27 protein-coding genes and 1 tRNA gene are annotated in these 21,860 nt (G+C 69.8%); 21 read left to right on the plus strand and 7 right to left on the minus strand.

Going from position 1 to position 21,860, the window contains the following annotated elements; all coding sequences use genetic code 11:
• The first annotated feature begins 9 nt into the window (after positions 1-9).
• From M8231_RS02735 to M8231_RS02780, 10 genes are all read left to right on the plus strand, one after another.
• Positions 10-297: a hypothetical protein gene (locus M8231_RS02735; protein WP_250202196.1), complete on the plus strand. Its 288-nt coding sequence runs from the start codon at positions 10-12 to the stop codon at positions 295-297.
• 61 nt (positions 298-358) lie between these two features.
• A complete protein-coding gene (locus M8231_RS02740) occupies positions 359-679 on the plus strand; it encodes a hypothetical protein (RefSeq protein WP_250202197.1) in 321 nt (106 codons plus the stop codon).
• On the plus strand, positions 679-948 hold the full coding sequence (locus tag M8231_RS02745; RefSeq protein ID WP_250202198.1) for a hypothetical protein: 270 nt from the start codon (positions 679-681) through the stop codon (positions 946-948). The genes M8231_RS02740 and M8231_RS02745 overlap by 1 nt, the downstream gene beginning before the upstream one ends.
• Entirely contained in the window at positions 941-1,234 is a 294-nt protein-coding gene (locus M8231_RS02750) for a hypothetical protein (RefSeq protein ID WP_250202199.1), read from the plus strand. The genes M8231_RS02745 and M8231_RS02750 overlap by 8 nt, the downstream gene beginning before the upstream one ends.
• A complete protein-coding gene (locus M8231_RS02755) occupies positions 1,231-1,473 on the plus strand; it encodes a hypothetical protein (RefSeq protein ID WP_250202200.1) in 243 nt (80 codons plus the stop codon). Before M8231_RS02750 ends, M8231_RS02755 begins: the two co-directional genes overlap by 4 nt.
• Positions 1,470-1,667, plus strand: coding sequence for a hypothetical protein (locus M8231_RS02760; protein WP_250202201.1), 198 nt, complete (start codon positions 1,470-1,472; stop codon positions 1,665-1,667). The genes M8231_RS02755 and M8231_RS02760 overlap by 4 nt, the downstream gene beginning before the upstream one ends.
• A 19-nt stretch (positions 1,668-1,686) precedes the next feature.
• Complete coding sequence (locus tag M8231_RS02765; RefSeq protein ID WP_250202202.1) at positions 1,687-2,730, plus strand: tyrosine-type recombinase/integrase; 1,044 nt, start codon at positions 1,687-1,689, stop codon at positions 2,728-2,730.
• Positions 2,731-2,749: 19 nt separating this feature from the next.
• Positions 2,750-2,826 (plus strand) — tRNA-Lys (locus tag M8231_RS02770).
• Between the two features lie 23 nt (positions 2,827-2,849).
• A complete protein-coding gene (locus M8231_RS02775; RefSeq protein ID WP_249751275.1) occupies positions 2,850-3,719 on the plus strand; it encodes an ROK family protein in 870 nt (289 codons plus the stop codon).
• Between the two features lie 31 nt (positions 3,720-3,750).
• Positions 3,751-4,296, plus strand: coding sequence for a hypothetical protein (locus tag M8231_RS02780; RefSeq protein WP_249751274.1), 546 nt, complete (start codon positions 3,751-3,753; stop codon positions 4,294-4,296).
• 689 nt (positions 4,297-4,985) lie between these two features.
• On the opposite strand, the gene tgt is transcribed toward M8231_RS02780, so the two are convergent.
• The gene (tgt, locus tag M8231_RS02785; RefSeq protein ID WP_250202203.1) at positions 4,986-6,101 is read right to left on the minus strand and encodes a tRNA guanosine(34) transglycosylase Tgt; all 1,116 of its coding nucleotides are present in this window, start codon (positions 6,099-6,101) and stop codon (positions 4,986-4,988) included.
• Between the two features lie 270 nt (positions 6,102-6,371).
• On the opposite strand from tgt, the gene M8231_RS02790 reads away from it, so the two are divergent.
• The 3 genes from M8231_RS02790 to M8231_RS02800 all read left to right on the plus strand — a co-directional run bounded on the left by M8231_RS02790 (position 6,372) and on the right by M8231_RS02800 (position 10,100).
• A complete protein-coding gene (locus tag M8231_RS02790; RefSeq protein WP_250202204.1) occupies positions 6,372-8,426 on the plus strand; it encodes a capsule polysaccharide biogenesis protein in 2,055 nt (684 codons plus the stop codon).
• 109 nt (positions 8,427-8,535) lie between these two features.
• Entirely contained in the window at positions 8,536-9,687 is a 1,152-nt protein-coding gene (locus tag M8231_RS02795; RefSeq protein WP_249751271.1) for a beta-ketoacyl-ACP synthase III, read from the plus strand.
• Between the two features lie 152 nt (positions 9,688-9,839).
• Positions 9,840-10,100: a hypothetical protein gene (locus tag M8231_RS02800; protein WP_250202205.1), complete on the plus strand. Its 261-nt coding sequence runs from the start codon at positions 9,840-9,842 to the stop codon at positions 10,098-10,100.
• A gap of 71 nt (positions 10,101-10,171) precedes the next feature.
• Here the strand turns inward: M8231_RS02800 and M8231_RS02805 are convergent, their stop codons facing one another.
• The 4 genes from M8231_RS02805 to M8231_RS02820 all read right to left on the minus strand — a co-directional run bounded on the left by M8231_RS02805 (position 10,172) and on the right by M8231_RS02820 (position 14,846).
• Positions 10,172-10,699: a porin family protein gene (locus M8231_RS02805; RefSeq protein WP_249751269.1), complete on the minus strand. Its 528-nt coding sequence runs from the start codon at positions 10,697-10,699 to the stop codon at positions 10,172-10,174.
• 135 nt (positions 10,700-10,834) lie between these two features.
• Complete coding sequence (locus tag M8231_RS02810; protein WP_249751268.1) at positions 10,835-11,362, minus strand: porin family protein; 528 nt, start codon at positions 11,360-11,362, stop codon at positions 10,835-10,837.
• 220 nt (positions 11,363-11,582) lie between these two features.
• A complete protein-coding gene (gene ppdK, locus M8231_RS02815; RefSeq protein WP_249751267.1) occupies positions 11,583-14,261 on the minus strand; it encodes a pyruvate, phosphate dikinase in 2,679 nt (892 codons plus the stop codon).
• 138 nt (positions 14,262-14,399) lie between these two features.
• Positions 14,400-14,846 carry a DMT family transporter gene (locus M8231_RS02820; RefSeq protein ID WP_249751266.1) on the minus strand — a complete coding sequence of 149 codons (447 nt, stop codon included), beginning with the start codon at positions 14,844-14,846 and terminating at the stop codon, positions 14,400-14,402.
• 119 nt (positions 14,847-14,965) lie between these two features.
• On the opposite strand from M8231_RS02820, the gene M8231_RS02825 reads away from it, so the two are divergent.
• From M8231_RS02825 to M8231_RS02860, 8 genes are all read left to right on the plus strand, one after another.
• The gene (locus M8231_RS02825) at positions 14,966-16,126 is read left to right on the plus strand and encodes an SGNH/GDSL hydrolase family protein (RefSeq protein WP_249751265.1); all 1,161 of its coding nucleotides are present in this window, start codon (positions 14,966-14,968) and stop codon (positions 16,124-16,126) included.
• Positions 16,123-17,169 carry an NAD(P)H-dependent flavin oxidoreductase gene (locus M8231_RS02830; RefSeq protein WP_250202206.1) on the plus strand — a complete coding sequence of 349 codons (1,047 nt, stop codon included), beginning with the start codon at positions 16,123-16,125 and terminating at the stop codon, positions 17,167-17,169. The genes M8231_RS02825 and M8231_RS02830 overlap by 4 nt, the downstream gene beginning before the upstream one ends.
• 122 nt (positions 17,170-17,291) lie before the next feature.
• Positions 17,292-18,071 carry an SDR family oxidoreductase gene (locus M8231_RS02835; protein ID WP_249751264.1) on the plus strand — a complete coding sequence of 260 codons (780 nt, stop codon included), beginning with the start codon at positions 17,292-17,294 and terminating at the stop codon, positions 18,069-18,071.
• 22 nt (positions 18,072-18,093) lie between these two features.
• On the plus strand, positions 18,094-18,474 hold the full coding sequence (gene folB, locus M8231_RS02840) for a dihydroneopterin aldolase (protein ID WP_249751866.1): 381 nt from the start codon (positions 18,094-18,096) through the stop codon (positions 18,472-18,474).
• Between the two features lie 93 nt (positions 18,475-18,567).
• Positions 18,568-19,170 carry a hypothetical protein gene (locus M8231_RS02845; protein ID WP_249751263.1) on the plus strand — a complete coding sequence of 201 codons (603 nt, stop codon included), beginning with the start codon at positions 18,568-18,570 and terminating at the stop codon, positions 19,168-19,170.
• Between the two features lie 11 nt (positions 19,171-19,181).
• Positions 19,182-19,562, plus strand: coding sequence for a hypothetical protein (locus M8231_RS02850; protein ID WP_249751262.1), 381 nt, complete (start codon positions 19,182-19,184; stop codon positions 19,560-19,562).
• Positions 19,563-19,627: 65 nt separating this feature from the next.
• Complete coding sequence (locus M8231_RS02855) at positions 19,628-19,912, plus strand: GNAT family N-acetyltransferase (RefSeq protein WP_249751261.1); 285 nt, start codon at positions 19,628-19,630, stop codon at positions 19,910-19,912.
• Positions 19,913-19,991: 79 nt separating this feature from the next.
• The gene (locus tag M8231_RS02860; RefSeq protein WP_249751260.1) at positions 19,992-20,375 is read left to right on the plus strand and encodes a hypothetical protein; all 384 of its coding nucleotides are present in this window, start codon (positions 19,992-19,994) and stop codon (positions 20,373-20,375) included.
• Here the strand turns inward: M8231_RS02860 and M8231_RS02865 are convergent.
• Positions 20,364-21,368: an SDR family oxidoreductase gene (locus M8231_RS02865; RefSeq protein WP_250202207.1), complete on the minus strand. Its 1,005-nt coding sequence runs from the start codon at positions 21,366-21,368 to the stop codon at positions 20,364-20,366. The two genes, M8231_RS02860 and M8231_RS02865, sit on opposite strands and share 12 nt — an antisense overlap.
• A gap of 78 nt (positions 21,369-21,446) precedes the next feature.
• Positions 21,447-21,764, minus strand: coding sequence for a hypothetical protein (locus M8231_RS02870; RefSeq protein ID WP_249751258.1), 318 nt, complete (start codon positions 21,762-21,764; stop codon positions 21,447-21,449).
• Between the last annotated feature and the right edge of the window lie 96 nt (positions 21,765-21,860).

Genomic DNA, 21,860 nt, shown 5'->3' on the forward strand with positions numbered 1-21,860 from the left:
CGCCATGCCTTGCGCTTCCATAAGCCGGATTTCCAGATCACGCCGTTGCTCGGCGAGTTGGCGCGCGGCCTCGGCTTCGGCTTCCTGAGCCGCCGCCAGTTCCTCGGCGGCCTTCGCGGCGTCGAGCGCAGCCCAGACCTGTTGTTGCAGGGGGTGGAGAGGTCGAGCTTAAGCCCGACTTTCTCCGCGCCTTGCCGGGCGGAACGATGGACGACTCCACCTTCCAAGACGTGGAAGATGCTCTCGACCGCGCAGGCGCTCCATGCCGCGCTGACGGCGATAAAGGGCGCTGGTTGACGCTCGCCGAGCGGGTTGCCGCCCTCTCGCAGCCCGGCCCCGCGTCGGAAGGAGAGGGGGAATGAGCCAGTGGGATGGAACGATGCCGCACAACTCGCAGGAGACTGTCGTGGTGCCGCGAGAGCCGACTGAGGAGATGCTGAATGCTGCCGCTGTGCTTCTTTCTAGAAACGCGCTGCCAAAGAACTGGCCCGGTCTCCACAAGATCTACCGCGCCATGATCGCAGCCGCCCCCGCATCCCCCGACCCCCTGCTTGAAGAGGCCGTGGGGCACATCAAGCGCCTCTGTGACTGGATCGAATACGAGACCGGAGGCGAACTGCCTTACGAGGAGGGCGAAGAGGATGCTGACGCCTTCCTGGCCAAGCTGGGGAGGGCGTGATGGACGTGGACGAGTACGACGACGACCGCGACGGCGTGATCTGCCCTCGCTGTTTGGGCGACGGAACGGTTGATTGCCACTGTGGTGGTGATCTCTGCGTCTGCGACAACTACGGCGAACGCGACTGCCCAGTCTGCCACGGCGAGGGCGAAGTCTCTGAGGAGCGAGAAGCCAAGTATCTGGAGAGCCGTCGCAAAGCCCACGAGGCGATGCAGCGCATCTGGAATCAAGACGCCCCTCCCGCTCCTAAGGAGGAAGGCCGTGGGTGAACTGACCACAATCCCCGTCGTCATCGGGGAAACCCAAGAGCAGAAGGCGCGTCGGCTGTTCGATGAGATGGCGCGCAACATCGGTCGAGAGGCGGTCAACCACCTGAAGACGATGTATCCACACATGCTGTCAGACAAGGCTCGCACCTCCAAGATTTGGGAGACGAGCCTGGTCAACACCGTGAGGAACGACATCAACTGGCGTATGCGCCCGCTGCTGATGGCCATGATCGCCATGCATCAGGGATGGGAGGCCGAACAACCCCCTTCGGAGACAGGAACGTGAGCGACCTTAAGACGCTGATCGAAACGGCCATCGCTCTGGTCCCTGCGGGCGAGAACAGCGACTTTGCACTGTTCTATGTGGACGGGGCGGGGCCGAAATGGTCCGCAGAGATGAAAAACCCTTGCGCTCAATTCGTCATGCTTGGCGAGGCGAGCGGTGAATATGGGGGCGAGGGCGACACCCCCGAGCAAGCCGTTCTGGCACTGATCTCGCGCGTCCAGAAGGAGACAGGAACGTGAGCGCGCGCCCGTCGATCAGCAAGATGATCCGCACGGTCCAGAAGCTGGGGCTGAAGGTCACGGAGATCGCCGTGGCGCCTGACGGCTCGATCCGGCTCTTGACCTCGAACGACAATGAAGGCGCAGATGCCGCCGGGACGGCTTGGAACCAATATCGTGCGCGCAAGGCTCAGCGGACTACACAAGGCCACTAAGAGGCTCAGCGGCGGGCGTGTGGCGATCTATGCCTATGCGTTCCGTGGCGGGCCTCTGGTGGCGAGGGCTGAAGGCGGGAGCCTTGTCGCGGCGAACCGGGCGATGGAGGAAGCCCTGGGGGAACCCGGCGTCTCGACCAAGATCGAGGAATCGCGCCGGCCGATCCGCCGAACCGACGACAAGCGGTTCGTTCGCGGGCTGATTTACGCTTTCAAGGCCTCGCCGGAGTGGGCGAAAATCGCTCCGTCCAGTCAGGCCGAATATACCCGATACCTGACCAGCTTCGAAGGCGAGTTCGGGGAAATGACGGTCGCGGCCTTCGATCATCCAGAGGCCAAGGTGGCGCTTCTCGAATGGCGCGATCAATGGGCCGCCAAGCCGCGCGCAGCCGACTACGCCATGCAGAGCGTCGGGCGCCTGTTCAAATGGGCGCGGGGTCGGGGCATGACCCAGGCTCGCCCGACCGAGGATGTTGAACGCCTCTACAATGCGGATCGGTCGGACGTGATCTGGACCGCATCGGATCTGGAAAAGCTGCTCGCCGTTGCCAGCCGAGAAATAGGGATCGCCGTGAGACTGGCGGCTGAGACCGGCCTTCGCATGGGCGATCTAATCAATCTGCCGTGGGGCGCCGTTGGTGATCATGGAATCGTCTGGCGCACGTCGAAGCGCGGGCGTCAGGTCGTCGTTCCTCTCACCCCGGAAGCCAAGGCGATCCTTTCCACCATGCCGAAGAAGGCCCTGGTCGTGCTGACCAACTCGCGCGGCAAGCCGTGGACCCGAGACGGCTTCAAGACGATGTTCGGTAAGGCGAAGGCAGAAGCTGGGCTGACCGGTTTGCACTTCCACGACCTCCGGGGAACGGCGGCGACACGGCTGTTCATCGCGGGCTCTCCGAAGCGCGACATCGCGAAGATCATGGGCTGGGCCGAGGCCGCCGTTGACGCCCTGCTGACGAAGTATGTTTCGGGTGACGCCGTGGCCCTTGACCTGCTATCCAGAATGAACCAGAAACCCGCCGCACAAACCGACGACAAACCGGTTTCCAGCGGGTCCAGCTAACCCGTTGATTTCAGACGGCGCGTCCCTAGCTCAGCTGGTTAGAGCACCTGACTTTTAATCAGGGGGTCCTGGGTTCGAGTCCCAGGGGACGTACCATTCCTCCCGTCATCGGAGCGCCCATGAGCCAGCCTGTCTTCCTCGCGGTCGAGACGGGCGGGACCAAGATCGTCTGGCGCATCGCCGATGCGTCGGGCGTCGCGCTGGACGAGGGACGCTTTCCCACCGGCCGGCCCGAGGACGCGGCGGAGCAGCTGGTCGCCGCCGTGGCCGATCGCGAGGTCGCGGCGCTGGGCGTGGCCAGTTTCGGGCCGGTGATCGCGGACCCGGCGTCGGACGATTACGGCCGGATGCTGCCGACGCCCAAGCCGGGATGGGCCGGCTTCAACCTGGCGCGCGCCCTGTCCGAACGGCTGGACGCGCCCTATGCGGTCGACACCGACGTCAATGCGGCGGCGCGGGCCGAGGCGGCGCTGGGCGCAGGCCGAGGCGCGCGGGCGGTCGCCTATGTGACGGTCGGAACCGGCGTCGGCGGCGGGCTGGTCGTGGACGGCCGTACGCTGAAGGGGGCGCTGCACCCCGAGATCGGCCATCTGTCCGTGCGCCGGGCGCCCGGCGACGCCCAGGCCAGCGCCTGCCCCTTTCACGACGATTGCGTCGAAGGCCTGGCCGCGGGACCGGCGGTCCAGGCGCGGCTGGCCGGACGGCGGCTGGAAGCGGCGCCCGGGGTGCGGGGTTTCGTGGCCGACTATCTGGGCCAGCTGGTGGCGGCGCTGGTCTTCGCCTGGGCGCCGGACCGGATCGTGTTCGGCGGCGGGGTCATGTCGACGCCGGGCCTGCTGGCCGAGGTCGAGACCGCCGCGCGACGGGCCGTGGCCGGCTACGGCTCGGCCGTGGTGATGGGGGCGGCGGGCTATCTGGTCCCGGCGGCGCTGGAGCACGCCGGGCTGGAGGGCGCCCTGCTGATGGCGCGCGACGTCAAGCGCCTTTGAACGGCCTCCAAGGCATGGTCCAAGTCCCGGCATGAAGCGCCTTCTGTGTCTGTTGGCCGCGCCGCTGGCGCTGGCGGGTTGCAACGCCGGCCGGTCCGCCATTGGCGGGGTCGAGCAGGTCGGCGCGGGGTTCGGCGCGGCGGTCTCGGCCCCGTTAGAGGACCTGAACCTGCGCCAGCAGCCGATCCCGATCGTGCTGCTGCAGGCTCAGGCGAACCCCTACGACCTGCGCAATCTGAACCAGTGCACGACCGTCGGCGCCGAGGTGGCGCGCCTGGACGAGGCGCTGGGGCCGGACACGGACGAGCCGCCCCGCCAGGACGGCTCCTACCTCAGCGAGCGCGCCGCCGATGCGGCCGCCAAGGCGACGCTGGACGCCATTCGCGACACCACGACCGACTTCATTCCGGGCCGAAGCTGGATCCGACGCCTGAGCGGCGCCGAGCAGCACAGCCGCCAGGTCCAGGCCGCCATCCAGGCGGGCCGGATGCGCCGGGCCTTTCTGAAAGGCGTCGGGATGCAGCGCAACTGCGCCCCGCCGGCCGCGCCCAGCTGGTTCCGGCCGAGGCCGCACTGACGCCCGGGCGCGACGACGCGCGCCGCGACGGAGCCGGGGCGTTGAGAAGGAGGGCTGGGCGGAGCGCCGGGCCTTCGCCCGGAGTTCTGAGATGTGAGTACCGTTTCGACGAAGGCTGGACGCTCCGCGCGAAGGATTGGCCTGCAAGCTCGGGGCGCCGAGTGGTGGCGGTCTTATCGCCTAACCCCATAAGCCTGCGGCGGGCCGGCGGGGTCTGCGAAACCCCGTCCGGGTGCGGCCGAGTATCCCCCTCGACCCTCCGCCTCGCGCGTCCGGTGCGCCGGCCGGCGAGGCGGCGCGGGTCGTTGCAGACCCGCCCCCGCTTCCTCCGCTCCCGCCGCCGCAAGGTCGCAGGCCTTACGAGCCCTCCGGTGCGACGGGACGAGAAAAGCATGGCACGGTTTGCAGCTCAGGCGGGCTGGAGGGGGCGAGAATCCGGCAAGCCGTTGGAATCGTTGCGGTCGAGGCAGCGGCAATAGGATACTTAGCGGATTCAATCTCGCATTCCCGCCGTCCTCCAAACCCGTCATCCCAGGGCTTGTCCCTGGGATCCAGACTCCCGGTTTCGCCGCAGCGCGCCCAATCGTTGGACACCGGGAGTCTGGATCCTCGCCACGAGGGCGAGGATGACGAAAGGGGCGGTTCGCCGTCTCCTCTCGTCGTTGCGCGACGGGGAGACAGACGCGACGTCACCCGTTCGAGGCGTGCCGGGCGTGGAAGTCGCGGCGGAAGGCTTCGAACCGGCTCTCGGCGATGGCGGCGCGCATGGCGGCGGTGAGGGCCTGGTAGAAGGCGATGTTGTGCCAGCTGAGCAGCACCTTGCCGAGGATCTCGTCGGCGCGGATCAGGTGGTGCAGATAGGCCTTGGAATAGCCGGACGAAGCCGGGCAGGGCAGGGTCGGGTCCAGCGGGTCCTGGTCCTCGGCGAAGCGGGCGTTCTTCAGGTTCAGCGGGCCGTCCCAGGTCCAGGCCTGGCCGTGGCGGCCGGCGCGGGTGGGCAGGACGCAGTCGAACATGTCGACGCCGCGATATACCGCCTCGACCAGGTCGACCGGCTTGCCGACGCCCATCAGATAGCGGGGCCGGTCGGCGGGCAGGAATTCGGGGGCGTAGTCCAGCACCTCGCACATGGCCTGGTGGCCCTCGCCCACGGCCAGGCCGCCGATGGCGTAGCCGTCGAAGCCGATCTCCTGAAGCTGTTCTGAGGACTGGCGGCGCAGGTCCTCGAAGGTGGAGCCCTGCTGGATGCCGAACAGGGCCTGGGTCGCGCGCTGGCCGAAGCGGGCCTTGGAGCGCGCGCCCCAGCGGATCGACAGCTCCATCGCCTTCTTCGCCGCGTCCTTCTCGGCGGGATAGGCGACGCACTGGTCCAGCTGCATGGAGATGTCGGCGCCGATGCGGTCGGCCTGGATCTCGATGGAGCGTTCGGGCGTCAGCTCGTGCTTGGAGCCGTCGATGTGGCTGGAGAAGGTGACGGCGTTCTCGGTCAGCTTGGAGATGCCGGCCAGGGACATGACCTGGAAGCCGCCCGAGTCGGTCAGGATCGGCTTGTCCCAGCCCATGAAGGTGTGAAGGCCGCCCAGCCGCTCCATCCGCTCCGGACCGGGGCGCAGCATCAGGTGATAGGTGTTGCCCAACAGGATGTCGGCGCCGGTCGCCTTGACCTGATCGACGGTCAGGGCCTTGACCGTGGCGGCGGTGCCGACCGGCATGAAGGCGGGGGTGCGGATGTCGCCGCGCGGGGTCTGCAGCACGCCGGTGCGGGCGCGGCCCTCGACGGCGGCGATCTCGAACGGGAAGGGCATCGGAAGGGTCTCGGAAAAGCGAGCGGGGGACATGACCGATTACGGCGGCCGTGTCACGCCCCGACCAATACCCGTCATTCCGGGGCTGAGCGAAGCGAGGAACCCGGAACCCAGGGCCGCATTCGCGATGTTGGAGCTTCCGGCGCCGCAAATATCCTCCTGGGTTCCGGGTTCGTCCTTCGGACGCCCCGGAATGACGATAAGGAAGGGATGCTGGCGGAGGACTTGCAACCGTCCTAAGGATCGCCGCTTCGCCGATCGGGACACGCCTTGCCGCAGGACGCCGCCAATCCGTATCTGACGCCCGCCTGGGTGTGCGCGCCGGGGGTGCTGAGGGTTCCTTTCCTGAAGGCCTTCCTGCCCGAATACGACCTGCGCCGGACGCCCGGCGGAGACGTGAAGGCCGTGCTGGGCTGGGGCATGAAGCCGACGGCGGCGGCGGGGCGGCGCTGGGCGGCCAAGACCGGCCGGCCCTATGTGGCGCTGGAGGACGGCTTTCTGCGCTCGGTCGGCATCGGCGAGGCGGGGGCGACGAGCCTGAGCCTGATCGTCGACGACCTGGGGGTCTATTACGATGCGACGCGGCCCAGCCGGCTGGAGCGGCTGATCGTCGAGGCCGACGCCTGGTGCGACGCAGGCGTGCGGGCGCGGGCGCGACGGCTGATCGACCGGATCGTCGAGACCGGGCTGTCCAAGACCAACATGGGCGGACCGCTGGATGCGGCGCTGCTGAAGCCTGGACGGCGGGTGCTGATCGTGGACCAGACGCTGGGCGACGCCTCGATCGGCTATGGGCTGGCCTCGACCGAAAGCTTCGCCGAGATGATGCGGGCGGCGCGGCGGGACGAGCCGGACGCGCAGCTGATCGTCAAGCGGCATCCGGCCGTGGCGGCGGGGCGCAAACAGGGCTGCATCATGGATCTGGAAGGCGTCACGCTGATCGACGCCGACGTGCGGCCGGCGGAGATGCTGGCGGCGGTGGACGCCGTCTATTGCGTGACCTCGGCCCTGGGGTTCGAGGCGCTGATGCGCGGGCTGCCGGTCAGGTGCTTCGGCGCGCCCTTCTATTCGGGATGGGGGCTGACGACGGATGCGGTCGACACCGGACGGCGCGGCGCGGCGCGGGACCTGGAGACGGTCACGGCCGCGGCCCTGATCGCCTACAGCCGCTATGTCGATCCGACGACGGGGCGGCGCTGCGAGGCGGAAGAGGCGCTGGAGCGGCTGGTCGCCTTGAGGGACCGGGCGGATCGGCTGGCGGGGGACTGGGCGGCGGTCGGCTTCGCCCCGGCCAAGCGGCCGCCGGTGCGGCGGCTGCTGAACGCGCCCAAGGCGCGGATGCGCTATTTCTGGCGGGCGAAGGCGGCGGCGGCGCACGCCCGGCGCACGGGCGGCCGGCTGATCTGGTGGGCCGGCAAGGAGAGCGAGGCGATCCGGCGGGCGGCCGAGAACTTCGACGGGCCGACGGTGCGGATGGAGGACGGCTTCATCCGCTCGCGCGGGCTGGGGTCGGATTTCGTCGGCGCGCTGTCGGTCGCCCTGGACGACCAGGGGGTCTATTACGACCCGAGCCGGCCGTCGCGGCTGGAGACGCTGATCGAGACGACGCAGTTGAGCCCGGCGCAGCGGGCGCGGGCGGCGGCGCTGGGGCGCAGCGTGGTCGAGGCGGGACTGTCGAAATACAATCTGACGGGCCGGGCGCCGGAGGGCTGGCCCAGCGACCGCGAGGTGGTGCTGGTCGTCGGCCAGGTCGAGAACGACAAGTCGATCCTGAAGGGCTGCGCGCCGGACCTGAACACCAACTCGGCCCTGGTGGCGGCGGCGCGGGCGGATCATCCGGACGCCTTCCTGGTCTATCGCAACCATCCCGACGTGCTGGCGGGCAACCGGCCCGGAAGGCTGGAGGCGGGGGCGCTGGCGGCGGTGGACGCGACGGCGGACGGGCTGGACATCATCGACTGCCTGGCGGCCTGCACGCGGGTGGCGACGCTGACCTCGCTGACGGGGTTCGAGGCGTTGATGCGGGGCAAGGCCGTGTCGGTTTACGGGCGGCCGTTCTATGCCGGCTGGGGGCTGACGGAGGACCGGCTGGGGTTCGAGCGGCGCACGCGCCGGGCGTCGGTCGAGGATCTGATCCATGCGGCGCTGATCGCCTATCCGGTCTATGTCACGCCCCAGGGCTGGCCGTGCGAGGCCGAGGATCTGGTCGCCGCCCTGATCGCCGCGCGCGACCAGCCGGCCCCGGCGGCGCCGCGCGGGCGGGTGCGTCGATGGGCGACCGGCGTGATGGCCAGTCTCGACCGGACGCCGCCGCCGTCCTATTGACGCGTTCGGATAGGAAACGCACTTCTGAAGCGGGCGCCGCGCGCCGCGCGATAGGAAGCCGTTTCCTCAAGCAGCGAGGCGCCGCGCGCCGAGCGATAGGAAAAGAACAGTGTCTCACGCCGTCATCGCCGCCACCGGCCTCTTCACCCCCGAACAGTCGGTGTCCAACGCCGAACTGGTCACGGCCTACAACGCCTGGGCCGACGGCTGGAACGCCGAGCACGCCGAGGCCGTCGCCGCCGGCGAGCTGGAGCCCAAGACCCATTCCTCGGTCGAGTTCATCGAGAAGGCCTCGGGCATCAAGAGCCGCTATGTGCTGGACAAGTCCGGGATCATCGACCCCGCGCGCATGGCGCCGAACCTGGCCGAGCGGTCGAACGACGAACTGTCGATCCTGGCCGAGATGGCGGTCAAGGCCGCGCGCCAGGCGATCGAGGCCTGGGGCAAGCCGGTCAGCGAGATCGGGGCGGTGCTGTGCGCGGCGTCCAACATGCAGCGCCCCTATCCGGCCATGGCCATCGAGGTGCAGCAGGCGCTGGGCATCGAGGGCTTCGCCTTCGACATGAACGTGGCCTGTTCGTCGGCGACCTTCGGCGTCAAGACGGCGGCGGACTTCATCGCCGGCGGATCGGTCAAGGCCGTGCTGATGGTCAATCCGGAAATCTGTTCGGCGCACCTGAACTTCACCGACCGGGACAGCCACTTCATTTTCGGCGACGTGGCGACGGCGGTGATCGTGGAATCGTCGGAGACGGCCGGGCCGGGCGGCTGGGACGTGCTGGGGACGCGGCTGAAGACGGTGTTCTCGAACAACATCCGCAACAACTTCGGCTTCCTGAACCGCAACGCGCGCGACACCGCCCACCTGGATACGCCGGCGTTCGACGGCGCGGTGCAGAACGACAAGCTGTTCGTCCAGCAGGGCCGCAAGGTGTTCAAGGACGTGGTGCCGATGGTGTCGGACATGATCGTCGATCACGCCGGCGAGCTGGGGCTGGAGCCGCAGGGCCTGAAGCGGCTGTGGCTGCACCAGGCCAACATCAACATGAACACCCTGATCGGCAAGAAGGTGCTGGGCCGCGAGCCGTCGCCGGAAGAGAACGTCATCATCCTGGACGACTACGCCAACACCTCCTCGGCCGGGTCGATCATCGCCTTCCACCTGCACAACGACGGCTTCGCGCCGGGCGAGACGGGCCTGATCTGCAGCTTCGGCGCGGGCTATTCGGCGGGCACGGTGTTCGTCAGGAAGCGGGGCTGAGGCGCGGCGCGGGGGTTAACGGGCCGGAAAGCCTGATCGCCAAGGGAGTCTCAACGGACTCCGTGGTGACGATCACAAAATCGCGGCTCCGCTTGAACTTCATGCGAGTTTTTGCGAGGCGTTTCATATCGAGAACGATGGGGAGTTCCCGAATGACCCAGAAGACCCCGAGGCATGTGCTGGACAGCCTGGCGCAGGACATCGCCCTGGTCCTTAAGAGCATGGGCGGCTCCGCCCACCAGACGATGATCGTCGACTGCGTCGCCGCCATGAAGCGTCAGCGCGGCGAACCGGTCGTTCCGTCCGACCTTCGCCAAAAGATCGTCGAGGTGTTCGAACACTATCGCGACCTGTTCTTCCGCCCCTTCGGCGAAGGCTCGCAGCGGTGGGCCCTGGCGGACGCCGCGGCCTGACATCGACGACATGAAGAAAGGGCGCGCTCCTGGCGGAGCGCGCCCTTCTCATGTCCGACCCGATCGCGGGATCAGAAGCGGCGCACGTAGCTGAGCGTGTAGCTGTCCAGCTCGTTGCTGTCGCCGTCGAAGTCGCGGCGGGTCCAGTCGGCGCGCACGCCGTTGGCGCCGTCAAGATTGTAGGTCGCGCCGGCGCCGTAGCTCCAGTGGTCGCCGCCGACATCGGTGGTCTGGCCGGCGATCTCCTGCTTCAGCTCGGTGTGGCCGTAGCCGCCGCGCGCGAACAGCTCCATGCGGTCGCCGATCGGATATTTGCCGACCACATAGCCGGCGGCGTCCCATTCGTGCTTCAGCGTGCCGTCCGCGCCGGCCAGCTCATAGTCATGGTCGCGCACGCCGACGGAGGCCTCGGTCTCGACAGCCAGATAGCGGTTCAGGTTCACGCCCAGGCGGCCGGTCACGGCGCCGGTGTAGGCGTCGTCCAGATAGGTGTAGCCCAGCGAGCCGTAGCCGCGCGGCGCCTCGGGGGCGGCGGATTGGGCGAAGGCCGGCGCGGCCAGGGCGGACACGGCGGCGGCGGTCAGGAGGATGTTGCGCATCGAAAGGCTCCTTGGGTTGGGGCGGCCCCATCGGGACGGCCGGAATGGCTCCGCGCCGGGGAGGGCGCGGAAGCGGAGGGGAGGGGAGGAGGCCGCCGGGGCGGCGGCCTCGCAACGTCGGGGGGAAGGGCCGGGTTAGAAGCGGCGCACGTAGCTGAGCGAATAGACGTCGGCCTCGCCGGCGTCGTCGCGGAAATCACGGCGCGTCCAATCGGCGCGCAGGCCGTTCTGGCCGTCCAGATAGTAGTTGGCGCCGGCGCCGTAGTTCCAGCTTTCGCCGTCGACCTCGCCGTCGAAGCCGGCCAGCTCGGTCTTGATCTTGGTGGTGCCGTAACCGCCGCGCGCGAACAGTTCGAAGTTCGGGGTCACGGGCAGGGTGCCGACCACATAGGCGGCGGCGTCGTAGTCGTGCTCGATCTTGCCGTCGACGCCGGCGAAGGTGAAGTCGTCGTCCTTCACGCCGATGGAGGCTTCGCCCTCGACGCCCAGGTAGGGATTAAACTTGGCGCCGACGCGGCCCGTGACGGCGCCCAGATCGCCGTCCGAGTGGTCAAGTTGAGAATAGCCCAGAGTACCGTAATAGGTCGGTCCTTGCATCGTTTGAGCAAAGGCCGGCGCGGCGATGACGGAAACGGCGGCGGCGGCGAGAAGAATGTTACGCATTGTTTCTATAGACTCCTAGATGCGATGGTCTTGAAGCCATCGGCCCCATCCAGCGAGTGCTTAAATAGGTCGGCGAAACAGTCGTTCCATAGGGGGGATGAACTTGCGAACTGCTGTGAGCCCCATGACACAGTCATCGTTCTTTCAAGAATGGCGGGAATGCGCACGAAAAAGGGCGGCCCGCCGGGCCGCCCCTTGAACCGTCGTCTTGCAGGCAGGCTCAGCGATCCTTTTCGCGCTCTCCGTCCAGGGCGGCCTGGGCGGCCGCCAGCCGGGCGATCGGCACGCGGTAGGGCGAGCAGGAGACGTAGTTCAGGCCCGCCTTCTCGCAGAAGGCGATGGAGGCGGGGTCGCCGCCGTGCTCGCCGCAGATGCCCAGCTTGACGTCCGGCCGCACGGCCTTGCCGCGCTCGGCGGCGATCTGGATCAGGTCGCCCACGCCGTCCTGGTCCAGGCGGACGAAGGGATCGGTCTCGAAGATGCCCTTGTCCAGATAGGCCTGGAGGAAGCGGCCCGAGTCGTCGCGGCTGATGCCGAAGGTGGTCTGGGTCAGGTCGTTGGTGCCGAAGCTGAAGAACTGGGCGTATTCCGCCAGGTCGCCGGCGCGGATGGCGGCGCGGGGCAGTTCGATCATGGTGCCGACCAGATAGTCGACGCTGTCGCCGGCCTCGTCGAACACGGCCTTGGCCGTGCGGTCGGTCAGTTCGCGCAGGTATTTCATCTCCAGGCCCAGGGCGACCAGCGGGTGCATGATCTCGGGCAGGGGGGCCTGGCCGGACCGGGCCTTCACCTCCAGCGCGGCCTCCAGGATGGCGCGGACCTGCATCTCGTAGATTTCGGGATAGGCCACGCCCAGGCGGCAGCCGCGATGGCCCAGCATGGGGTTGGTCTCGTGCAGTTCGCGCGCCCGGCGCTTCAGCTTCTCGGCGTCGATGCCGGAAGAGGCGGCCAGGGCGTCGATGTCCTCGTCCGTGTGGGGGATGAACTCGTGCAGCGGCGGGTCCAGCAGGCGCACGGTGACGGGCAGGCCGGCCATGATGTCGAACAGCTCCACGAAGTCCGACTTCTGGAACGGCGCGATCTTGGCCAGGGCCGTGCGGCGGCCGGCCTCGTCGTCGGCCAGGATCATCTCGCGCACGGCGGCGATGCGGGCGTCGTCGAAGAACATGTGCTCGGTGCGGCACAGGCCGATGCCCTCGGCGCCGAAGCCGCGCGCGGTCTTGGCGTCCAGCGGGGTCTCGGCGTTGGCGCGGACCTTGAGGCGGCGCACCTGGTCGGCCCAGCCCATCAGGGTCTGGAAGTCGCCGGTCAGCTCGGGCTCGATCATCTTGACCGCGCCCTCCAGCACCTCGCCCTTGGAGCCGTCGATGGTGATGACGTCGCCGGCCTTGAAGGTGCGGCCGCGCACGGTGAAGACGCCCTTGTCCTCGTCGATGTCGATCTCGCCGGCGCCGGAGACGCAGGCCCGGCCCATGCCGCGCGCCACCACGGCGGCGTGGCTGGTCATGCCGCCGCGGGCCGTGACGATGCCGCGCGCGGCGTGCATGCCGTGGATGTCCTCAGGCGAGGTTTCCTCGCGCACCAGGATGACCGCCTCGCCCAGACCCGACAGCCGCTCGGCCTCGTCGGCGTCGAACACGATCTTGCCCGTCGCCGCGCCCGGCGAGGCGGGCAGGCCGGCGGCGATGACGGTGCGCGGGGCGTCCGGGTCCAGGGTCGGGTGCAGCAGCTGGTCAAGCGCCGAGGGCTCGACGCGGCTGATGGCCTCTTCCTGGGAGATCACGCCCTCGGCGGCCAGGTCGACGGCGACCTTCAGCGCCGACTTGGCCGTGCGCTTGCCGTTGCGGGTCTGCAGCATCCAGAGCCGGCCCTGTTCGACCGTGAACTCGATGTCCTGCATGTCGCGGTAGTGGCTCTCCAGCGTGTTCACCACCTCGACGAACTGGGCGAAGACCTCGGGCATGGCCTCTTCCATCGAGGGGGCGGTCTCGCCCATCTCCTCGCGGCCGACCTTGGTCAGGGACTGGGGCGTGCGGATGCCGGCGACCACGTCCTCGCCCTGGGCGTTGATCAGGAACTCGCCGTACAGGCGCGCCTCGCCGGTCGAGGGGTTGCGGGTGAAGGCGACGCCGGTGGCCGAGGTCTCGCCCATGTTGCCGAACACCATCGACTGGACGTTGACGGCCGTGCCCCAGCTTTCGGGGATGTCGTGCATGCGGCGATAGAATTTCGCCCGGTCGTTCATCCAGCTTTCGAACACGGCGCCGACCGCGCCCCACAGCTGGTCCTTGGGATCCTGCGGGAAGGCGTGGCCCAGCTCGCGTTCGACCACCTGCTTGTAGTCGGCGACGACCTTTTCCCAGTCGGCGGCGGTCAGGTCGGTGTCGACGGTGACGCCCAGCCGGTCCTTGTGCTGGTCCAGCACCTCCTCGAAGTCGTCGTGGCTGAGGCCCAGGACGACGTTGGAATACATGGTGATGAAGCGGCGGTAGCTGTCGAAGGCGAAGCGGCGGTCGCCGGACAGCCTGGCCAGGCCCTCGACCGTCTGGTCGTTCAGGCCCAGGTTCAGCACCGTGTCCATCATGCCGGGCATGGAGGCGCGGGCGCCCGAACGCACGGACACCAGCAGCGGATTGTCCACGTCGCCGAAGGTCTTGCCGACCACGCCCTCGACCTTGGCCAGGGCGGCCTGGACCTGGGCCTCCAGGTCGGCGGGATAGGTCTCGCCATTGGCGTAGTACCAGGTGCAGACCTCGGTGGTGATGGTGAAGCCGGGGGGGACCGGCAGGCCCAGCGACGACATCTCGGCCAGATTGGCCCCCTTGCCGCCGAGCAGGTTCTTCATCGACGCATCGCCGTCGGCGGAGCCCCCGCCGAAGCCGTACACCCACTGAGTCATCATGTATCCCTGAGCTTGGTCATTCGATCGGCAGGGTTGGCCCTGCTCGCGATGGCGGCATGACTAGCGCGCGCCGCGCGGCTTGGCCATGCCGCTTGTTACAAAGCGTGAAGGCTAGGGGGCGGTTCCGGCGAAATCTCAGGAACGGCGCACCAGCAGCACGCCGCCCAGGACCAGCGCCACGCCGGCGATGCGGCCGATGTTCAGCGGCTGGCGCGGCACGCCCAGCGCGCCGAAGTGGTCCAGGATCAGGCTGATCAGCAGCTGGCCGCCGACCATCAGGGTGATGGTCATGGCCACGCCGAGGCGCGGCACGCCCCAGGCGGCGGCGACCACGAAACAGGCGCCGTACGCCCCGCCCAGCCAGGCGTACCAGGGCAGGGCGCGGGTGGCGGCCATGTCGGGCCGGGTGTGCAGCGCCGCCGCGACCACGCCCAGCACCACGGTCCCGACCGCGAAGGAGATGAAGGCGGCGTTGACCGGAGAGGCGACCGCCCCGGCCAGCCGCGCGTTGGTCGGGGCCTGCAGGGCGGTGGCGCCGCCGGCCAGGACGACGATGAGCATGGCGATCAGCGACGGGTTCATCCGTCCTGGCTAGCACGGTCGGGCGGCGCGGGGCAGATGGGCGTCGCCGGGCGCCCGCGCCGGGGTTGCCGTCGGCGGCGCGGGCGATGCTAGATGACGCCCCTTTGGAGAGACGGCCCGTGCAGACTTCCCCCAGCAGCAGAACGAGCGGCCCGCCGCGTCCGGATCGGCGCGCCGTGGCGTTCGGCGGCCTGGCCGCGACCTGCTGGGCCGCCCTGGCCGGGCCCGCGGTCGCGCAGGCGCGGGTGGAGCGGGCGCCGGCGGCCGACGCGCCGACGCCTCTGCCCTTCGCCGTGGGCGGGCGGGTGATCTCGGACGGGGAGGACCTGACCTACCAGTGGCCGGGCGTCTATTTCGAGGCGGCGTTCACCGGCGTGTCGGTCTTCTTTCGCGTCGGCGCCGGCGACCAGATCCTGCATCTGCTGATCGACGGCCGGCGCGTCGGCGAGATGATCCGGCCCGCCGCCGGCCTTTACCGGATCACGGGGCTGGAGCCGGCGGCGCACCGCGTCCGGATCGAGGTCGTGTCCGAACACCAGGCGGGACCGGCGCGCTTCGGCGGCTTCGCGCTGGGCGCCGACGGTGTGGCGGGCGCCCGCCCCCGACGCCGGCGCCAGATCGAATTCATCGGCGATTCCCACACCGTCGGCTATGGGGTCGGGCGGGACCAGCGCGACTGCACGACCGAGGAGGTGTGGGCCTCGACCGACAATTCGTCGGCGTTCGGGCCGCTGACCGCCCGGCGCCGCCAAGCGGACTATCAGACCAACGCCATCTCGGGGCGGGGCGTGGTGCGGAACTACGCCGGTGCGGCCGCGCCGACCTTGCCGCAGGCCTATCCGTACGCCCTGTTCGACGGGGCGACGCGGTATGACGCGACGGACTGGTCGCCGCAGGTGGTGGTGATCGATCTGGGGACCAACGACTTCTCGACGCCGCTGGCGGCCGGCGAACCCTGGACGTCGCGGGAAGCGCTGAGGGCGGATTTCGAGGCGACCTATGCGCGCTTCGTCCAGACCCTGCGCGCCCGCAATGGCGGCGCCTTTCTGATCCTGCTGACCCCGCCCAGCGCCGAGGACGAGATCGCCGTCGCGGTCGGCCGCGTCGCCGAGCGGCTGAAGGCGGCGGGCGAGGACCGGCTGGCGGTGCTGGCGACCGGCCCGCTGGCGTTCACCGCCTGCGACTGGCACCCGTCGCGGCGGGATCAGGAACAGATCGCGGGCGTGCTGTCGGCCTTTCTGGACGCCCACCCCGAGGTCTGGGACGGGAGGCGGCCATGACGGTTCTGGCGCGGCTGGGGCTGAGCGTCCCCGTGATCCAGGCGCCGATGGCGGGCGTGTCGACGCCGGAGATGGCGGCGGCGGTCTCGAACGCGGGCGGCCTGGGCTCCATCGCCGTGGGCGCGACCGACGCGGACGGGGCGAGGGCGATGGCGGCGGCGACACGGGCGCGGACCGACCGGCCGTTCAACGTCAATCTGTTCGCCCACGCGCCGGCGCGCGCCGATCCCCGGCGCGAGGCCGGCTGGCTGGCCGCGCTGGCCCCGACCTTCGCCGCGTTCGGGGCCGAGGCGCCGGTCGCCCTGGGGGAGATCTATCGCAGCTTCGTCGAGGACGACGCCATGCTGGCGGCGCTGCTGGAGGCGCCGCCGGCGGTGGTCGGCTTCCACTTCGGCCTGCCGGGCGCCGACCGCATCCGCGCGCTGAAGGATGCGGGCTGCGTTCTGCTGGCGACGGCCACCTGCCTGTCCGAGGCCGAGGCGGCGCGGGAGGCGGGGATCGACGCGGTTGTGGCGCAGGGCTGGGAAGCGGGCGGGCATCGGGGCGTATTCGATCCCGCGGCGCCGGACGACCGTCTGGGGACGATGGCGCTGACCCGGCTGCTGGCGGCGCGCGCCGGCCTGCCTGTGATCGCGGCGGGCGGGATCATGGACGGGCGCGGCGTGCGCGCGGCCCTGGACCTGGGCGCGGTTGCGGCGCAGCTGGGCACGGCCTTCGTCGCCTGTCCCGAAAGCGCGGCCGACGCCGCCTACAAGGCCGCCCTGCTGGACGGCGACGGACGCACGGCGATGACCGACGCCGTCTCGGGCCGCCCGGCGCGGTGCCTGAGAAACCGCTTCGTCGAACTGGGCGAGACCCTGGCGGCGGCGCGGCCGGACTATCCCATCGCCTATGACGCCGGAAAGGCGCTGAACGCGGCGGCCAAGGCGCGGGGGGAGGCCGGCTTCGGCGCCCAATGGACCGGCCAGGGCGCGGCGCTGGCCCGGTCGCTGCCGGCGGGCGAACTGGTCGCCGTGCTGGCCCAGGAGATGGGGCGCGCTTGAACCCAGGCGCGGGGCGCTTTATGCGGGCAAGGCAACCGGAGCGGATTCCATGCTGGCGCTTTTCATCATCCTCGGCTTCGTCGCCGTCCTGGCCCTGATCAACTACGTCGAGTTCGGCCGGGTTGACTGATCGCGTCCCCGAGGCGGGGCGCGGCGCCGCCCTGGTCACGGGGGGCGCCCGGCGGATCGGGCGGGCCGTCTGCCTGACGCTGGCGTCGGCCGGTTTCGACGTGGCCGTCCATCACCACGCCTCCGAAGACGAGGCGCGCGCCCTGGCCGCCCAGATCGAGGCGCTGGGCCGGCGCGCGGTCGCGCTGAAGGCGGACCTGACCGACGAGGCGGCGGTGCGCGACCTGATCCCGCGCGCGGTCGCGGCGCTGGGGCCGGTGACGGCGCTGGTCAACAACGCCTCGGTGTTCGAGGACGACCGCGTCGGGGAGCTGAGCCGCGACAGCTGGGACCGGCATATCGAGACCAATCTGCGCGCGCCCATCGTGCTGGCCGAGGCCTTCGCCGCCCAATTTCGCGAAGGCTGGGGACACGAGGGGGCGATCGTCAATCTGCTGGATCAGAAGGTGTTGAAGCCGGACCCGCGCTTCTTCTCCTACAGCCTGTCCCGGAACGGCCTGTGGTGGGCGACGCGCACCCTGGCCCAGGCGCTGGCGCCGCGCATCCGGGTCAACGGCGTCGGGCCGGGGCCCACGCTGCCGTCCATTCACCAGACCGAGGCCGAGTTCCAGGCCGAGGCCGAGGGCACGCTGCTGCAACGTCCCGGCGCGCCCGAGGCGGTGGCTCAGGCGGTGCTGTGGCTGATTGACGCCGGCCTGGTGACGGGTCAGATGATCGCGGTCGACGGGGGCCAGCATCTGGCCTGGCGCACCCCCGACATCGTGCAGGAGTAAGCGCGTGGGACTTTCCTCCCCGGTGTCGTCCTTTCCGGGCGAGGAGCCGCTGCGGCGCGAGGCGCTGCGGGTGTTCGTGCGCGGGCTGGAGGTCGAGGCCGGCATCGGCGTCTATGACCACGAGCACGGACGGCTGCAGCGGCTGGTGATCGACGTCATGCTGGAGCTGGAGCCCAACGCCATCGAACGGCTGGGCGACACCGTCAACTACGAGACCGTGGCGGAGGCGGCGCGCGCCATCGCCGCCGAGGGGCACATCGGCCTGGTCGAGACCTTCGCCGAGCGGCTGGCCCGGGCCTGCCTTGACGACCGCCGGGTTGTGCGGGCCGCCGTCCGCGTCGAGAAGCCGGGCGCCCTGGCGGCGGCGGCCGCGCCAGGATGCGAGATCGTGCTGGCGCGCTGACCGGTCGAGGTTGCGCGCGGGCGGGCGCCCCGCCATTGTCCGCCCACGTGTCGCCGCCGAACCGGGCGGCTCAATAGGAATCATCTGAACCGCATGGCCGAACCCGTCGATCCCAAGGCCCCCTCCGGCGACGACGCGCACGACCACGACGACGCGGTCGGATTCGCCTCGGCCGCCTCGCTGTCCGGCCGCCGGGTCGAGCCGGCCGAGCGCGACCTGTTCGAGGAGCCCGAGCCCTCGTACGATCCGTTCCGGGCCAGCGAGCCGACGCCGCTGCGGCAGATGCGGCCGGGCGACGCGGCCGCGCGCGCCGTGCGCGAGCGGCGCGAATCGATCCGCACGGACGCCACGCCCGAGCCGACCCCGATCGATGCGCCGTCGACCCTGTACGCCGTCTATGTGCTGATCCTGCTGGCGGTGCCGACGCTGGGCGTGGCGGCGGCGGTCGCGCTGCTGGCGGTGTGGAAGCGCCGCGCGCCGCAGGGCGAGGTGGCGGCCAGCCACTATGTCTTCCAGCAGCGCACGGTCTGGGCGGCGGCCATCGGCGCCGTGGCCGGGGCGGTGCTGATCATCGTCAACGTCGGCGTCTTCATCCTGTTCGCCGCGGCGGTGTGGACCCTGGCGCGCGGGGCGTATGGCGTGATGAAACTGAGGGCGGGGCGGCGCATTCCGCATCCGAACGCCTGGCTGTTCTGAGGAGACGCCGCATGACGACGCCGAACTTCACCTCCGGCCAGGAGGCCGAGGGCAAGGTCCCCGCCCTGATCGCCTGGGCCCTGTTCATCCTGTCGATCCCCAGCGCGAACCTGCTGGTGCTGGTCGGGCTGATCGTGTCCTACGTCTCGCGCGGGACGGCGACCGGCGTGCCGCGCCAGCATATCGACGCGCAGATCCGGCTGTTCTGGTCGGTCTTCTGGTGGACCATCGCCGCCTGGATCGGCATCGCCGTCAGCGCGGTCGCCTCTTTGGTCCTGATCGGCGTTCCGTTCCTGCTGCTGTTCCTGCTGATCTGGTTCCTGCTCAGCGTCTGGTTCACGGTGAAGAGCGTGCTGGGCCTGATCCAGCTGCTGCAGGATCGGCCGATCTGAGCGCCTGACCGGCGAGCGGGAACGCGGCGGCCCTCCAAGCTGTTGAAGCGGCGAAGGAGTGACGCATGGGCCAGTTCAGAGACGACGCGGGCGAGAACCGCTTCGAACAGGAGTTCGACACCGAGACGGGGGGCGGCCAGGTCTGGGCCGACTACGCCGTGCGCGGCGGGGCGCGGGTGATCCTGCACGTGGAGGCCGAGCCCGGCCTGCGCGGCTCGGGCGCCGGCGGACGTTTCATGCAGTCGATGGCCGAACACGCGCGCGAGAACGGCCTGAGACTGTTTCCCCGCTGCAGCTATGCGGTGACCTGGCACAAGCGGCACCCGGATTACGACGACGTCCTGGCCTGAAACCGGCGATAGGGACCGGCGATAGGGACCGGCGGATAGGTCGCAGGACGGCCGGGTCCCGGGCCGCTAGAACAGGGCAATGCAACTGATCGGCCAGGGCTGGATCTATCGTGTCGGCAACTCGCTCATTCGGGTGGAGAACGCCTTCGCCTGGCTGGGCTGGGCGCAGGAACGGCTGGTGGTCAACGACGAGCCGGTGCGCAGCGCGGGGGCCTGGTACGGCCTGTCGCGCGATTTCAAGGAAGACTGGCTGACGCCGACGGGCGAGGGCGAGCTGCTGGTCCGGCTGACGTCGCGGCTGAATGGAATCAGCTGCGACGCCTGGCTGGACGGCGTCGAGATCGAACCGGAGGCCCTGCGCGTCGCGCGCTGGCGGGGCGATCGCAACAGCTGGGCGCCGGCGGAGGCATGGGCCCCCGCCGGCAAGCACGCCTGGATCGTCAGGAAACCGTCAGCCGCCTGAATAGCCGCCGATGATCGGCAGGATCTCGCCGGTGATGAAGCTGGACATCTGGGGCGAGGCCAGGAAGACGTAGGCGGGCGCGATCTCCTCGGGCTGAGCCGGGCGTTTCATCACCGTGTCGGCGCCGAACTTCGCGGTCTTGTCCGCGTCCTTGTCGGCGGGGTTCAGCGGGGTCCAGACCGGGCCGGGCGCGACCACGTTCACCCGGATGCCGCGCGGCGCCAGATGCGTGCCCAGCGACCGCGCATAGGCGTGGATGCCGCCCTTGGTCAGGGAGTAATCCAGCAGGTCCTTGTTGCCCTGAAGCCCCGTCACCGAGCCGGTCATGACGATGGCGCCGCCGGACTTCATGTGCGGGACCGCCGCCTTGGTCATGTTGAAATAGCCGTAGAGGTTGGTCTTCAGCGTGCGGTCGAAATGCTCGAACGTCAGGTCCTCGAAGGCGTTGACGTGCTCCTGGAAGGCGGCGTTGGGGACCAACACGTCCAGCCGCCCGAAGGCGTCCAGCGTGGCCTTGACCGCGGTCTCGGCGAAGGCGGGGTCGGAGACGTCCCCCTTCAGCACCACGGCGCGACGGCCCTCGGCCTCGACCGCGGCCTTGGTGGTCTCGGCGTCGTCGTCCTCGTCCAGGTGGCAGACGACCACGTCGCAGCCTTCGCGCGCGAACAGGACAGCGACCGCGCGACCGATGCCGGAATCGGCCCCGGTGATCAGGGCGGCGAAGCCGTCTAGCTTGCCCGAGCCCTTCCAGAAGGGGGCGTCGTACATCGGCGCGGGGTCCAGGGCCGATTCGTCGCCCGGCTTGACTTGGTGCTGCTTGGGGAAGGGCGGCTCGGGATAGCGACGCGCGCCGGCCTGGACCGCGCCGCCGTCTTCGCCGCCGTCGGCCTGGGTCTTGTCGGCCTGGGCCTGGTCGGTCTGGTCGATGTCGCGCTGGATCGCGCGCTCGTGGTCGGCGACGTCCTCGGCGCGGGCTTCGAAACGGTCGTCCATGTCTGATTCTCCTGAAGGCTCTTGTCCCTCAGGAAGCGGGCGAGGCGGCCCGCCGTTCCATCGCCGTGCAGCCGGGCGTCAGCTGACGCGGTGGACGATGGTCTTGATGGTCTCGGCCTTGGTGGGCAGGTCGGCGGCCAGGCGCGACGCCATCTCGCGCGCGCCGACGGGATAGGCGTCGCCGCCGTTGGCGATCTCCTTGGCCTTGGCCGCCGCTTCGAGCAGCAGCTTCTCCAGCGCCTCGATCTCTTCCAGCGCCAGGGCGTGCGCCTCGAGCTGGAGGCGTTTCACGCGTTCGGCGGTGGTTTCGGGCGCGCGCATCAGGTCATAGACCTCGGCCTCGGCCGCGACGAGCCGCAGGTCGGGCTTGGCGTCGGAACCGTTCTTGCTGGCCATGGACTCGGACCCCCTTCGTCTGATGCCGGACCAAGGTGATGCGGAATCACCGGCGCGTCGAGCTTGACCGTAGCGGTTCCTGGCCCGGTGTGGCCG

This window comes from Brevundimonas albigilva, from assembly GCF_023573565.1.
Taxonomy (GTDB): Bacteria; Pseudomonadota; Alphaproteobacteria; order Caulobacterales; family Caulobacteraceae; genus Brevundimonas; species Brevundimonas albigilva.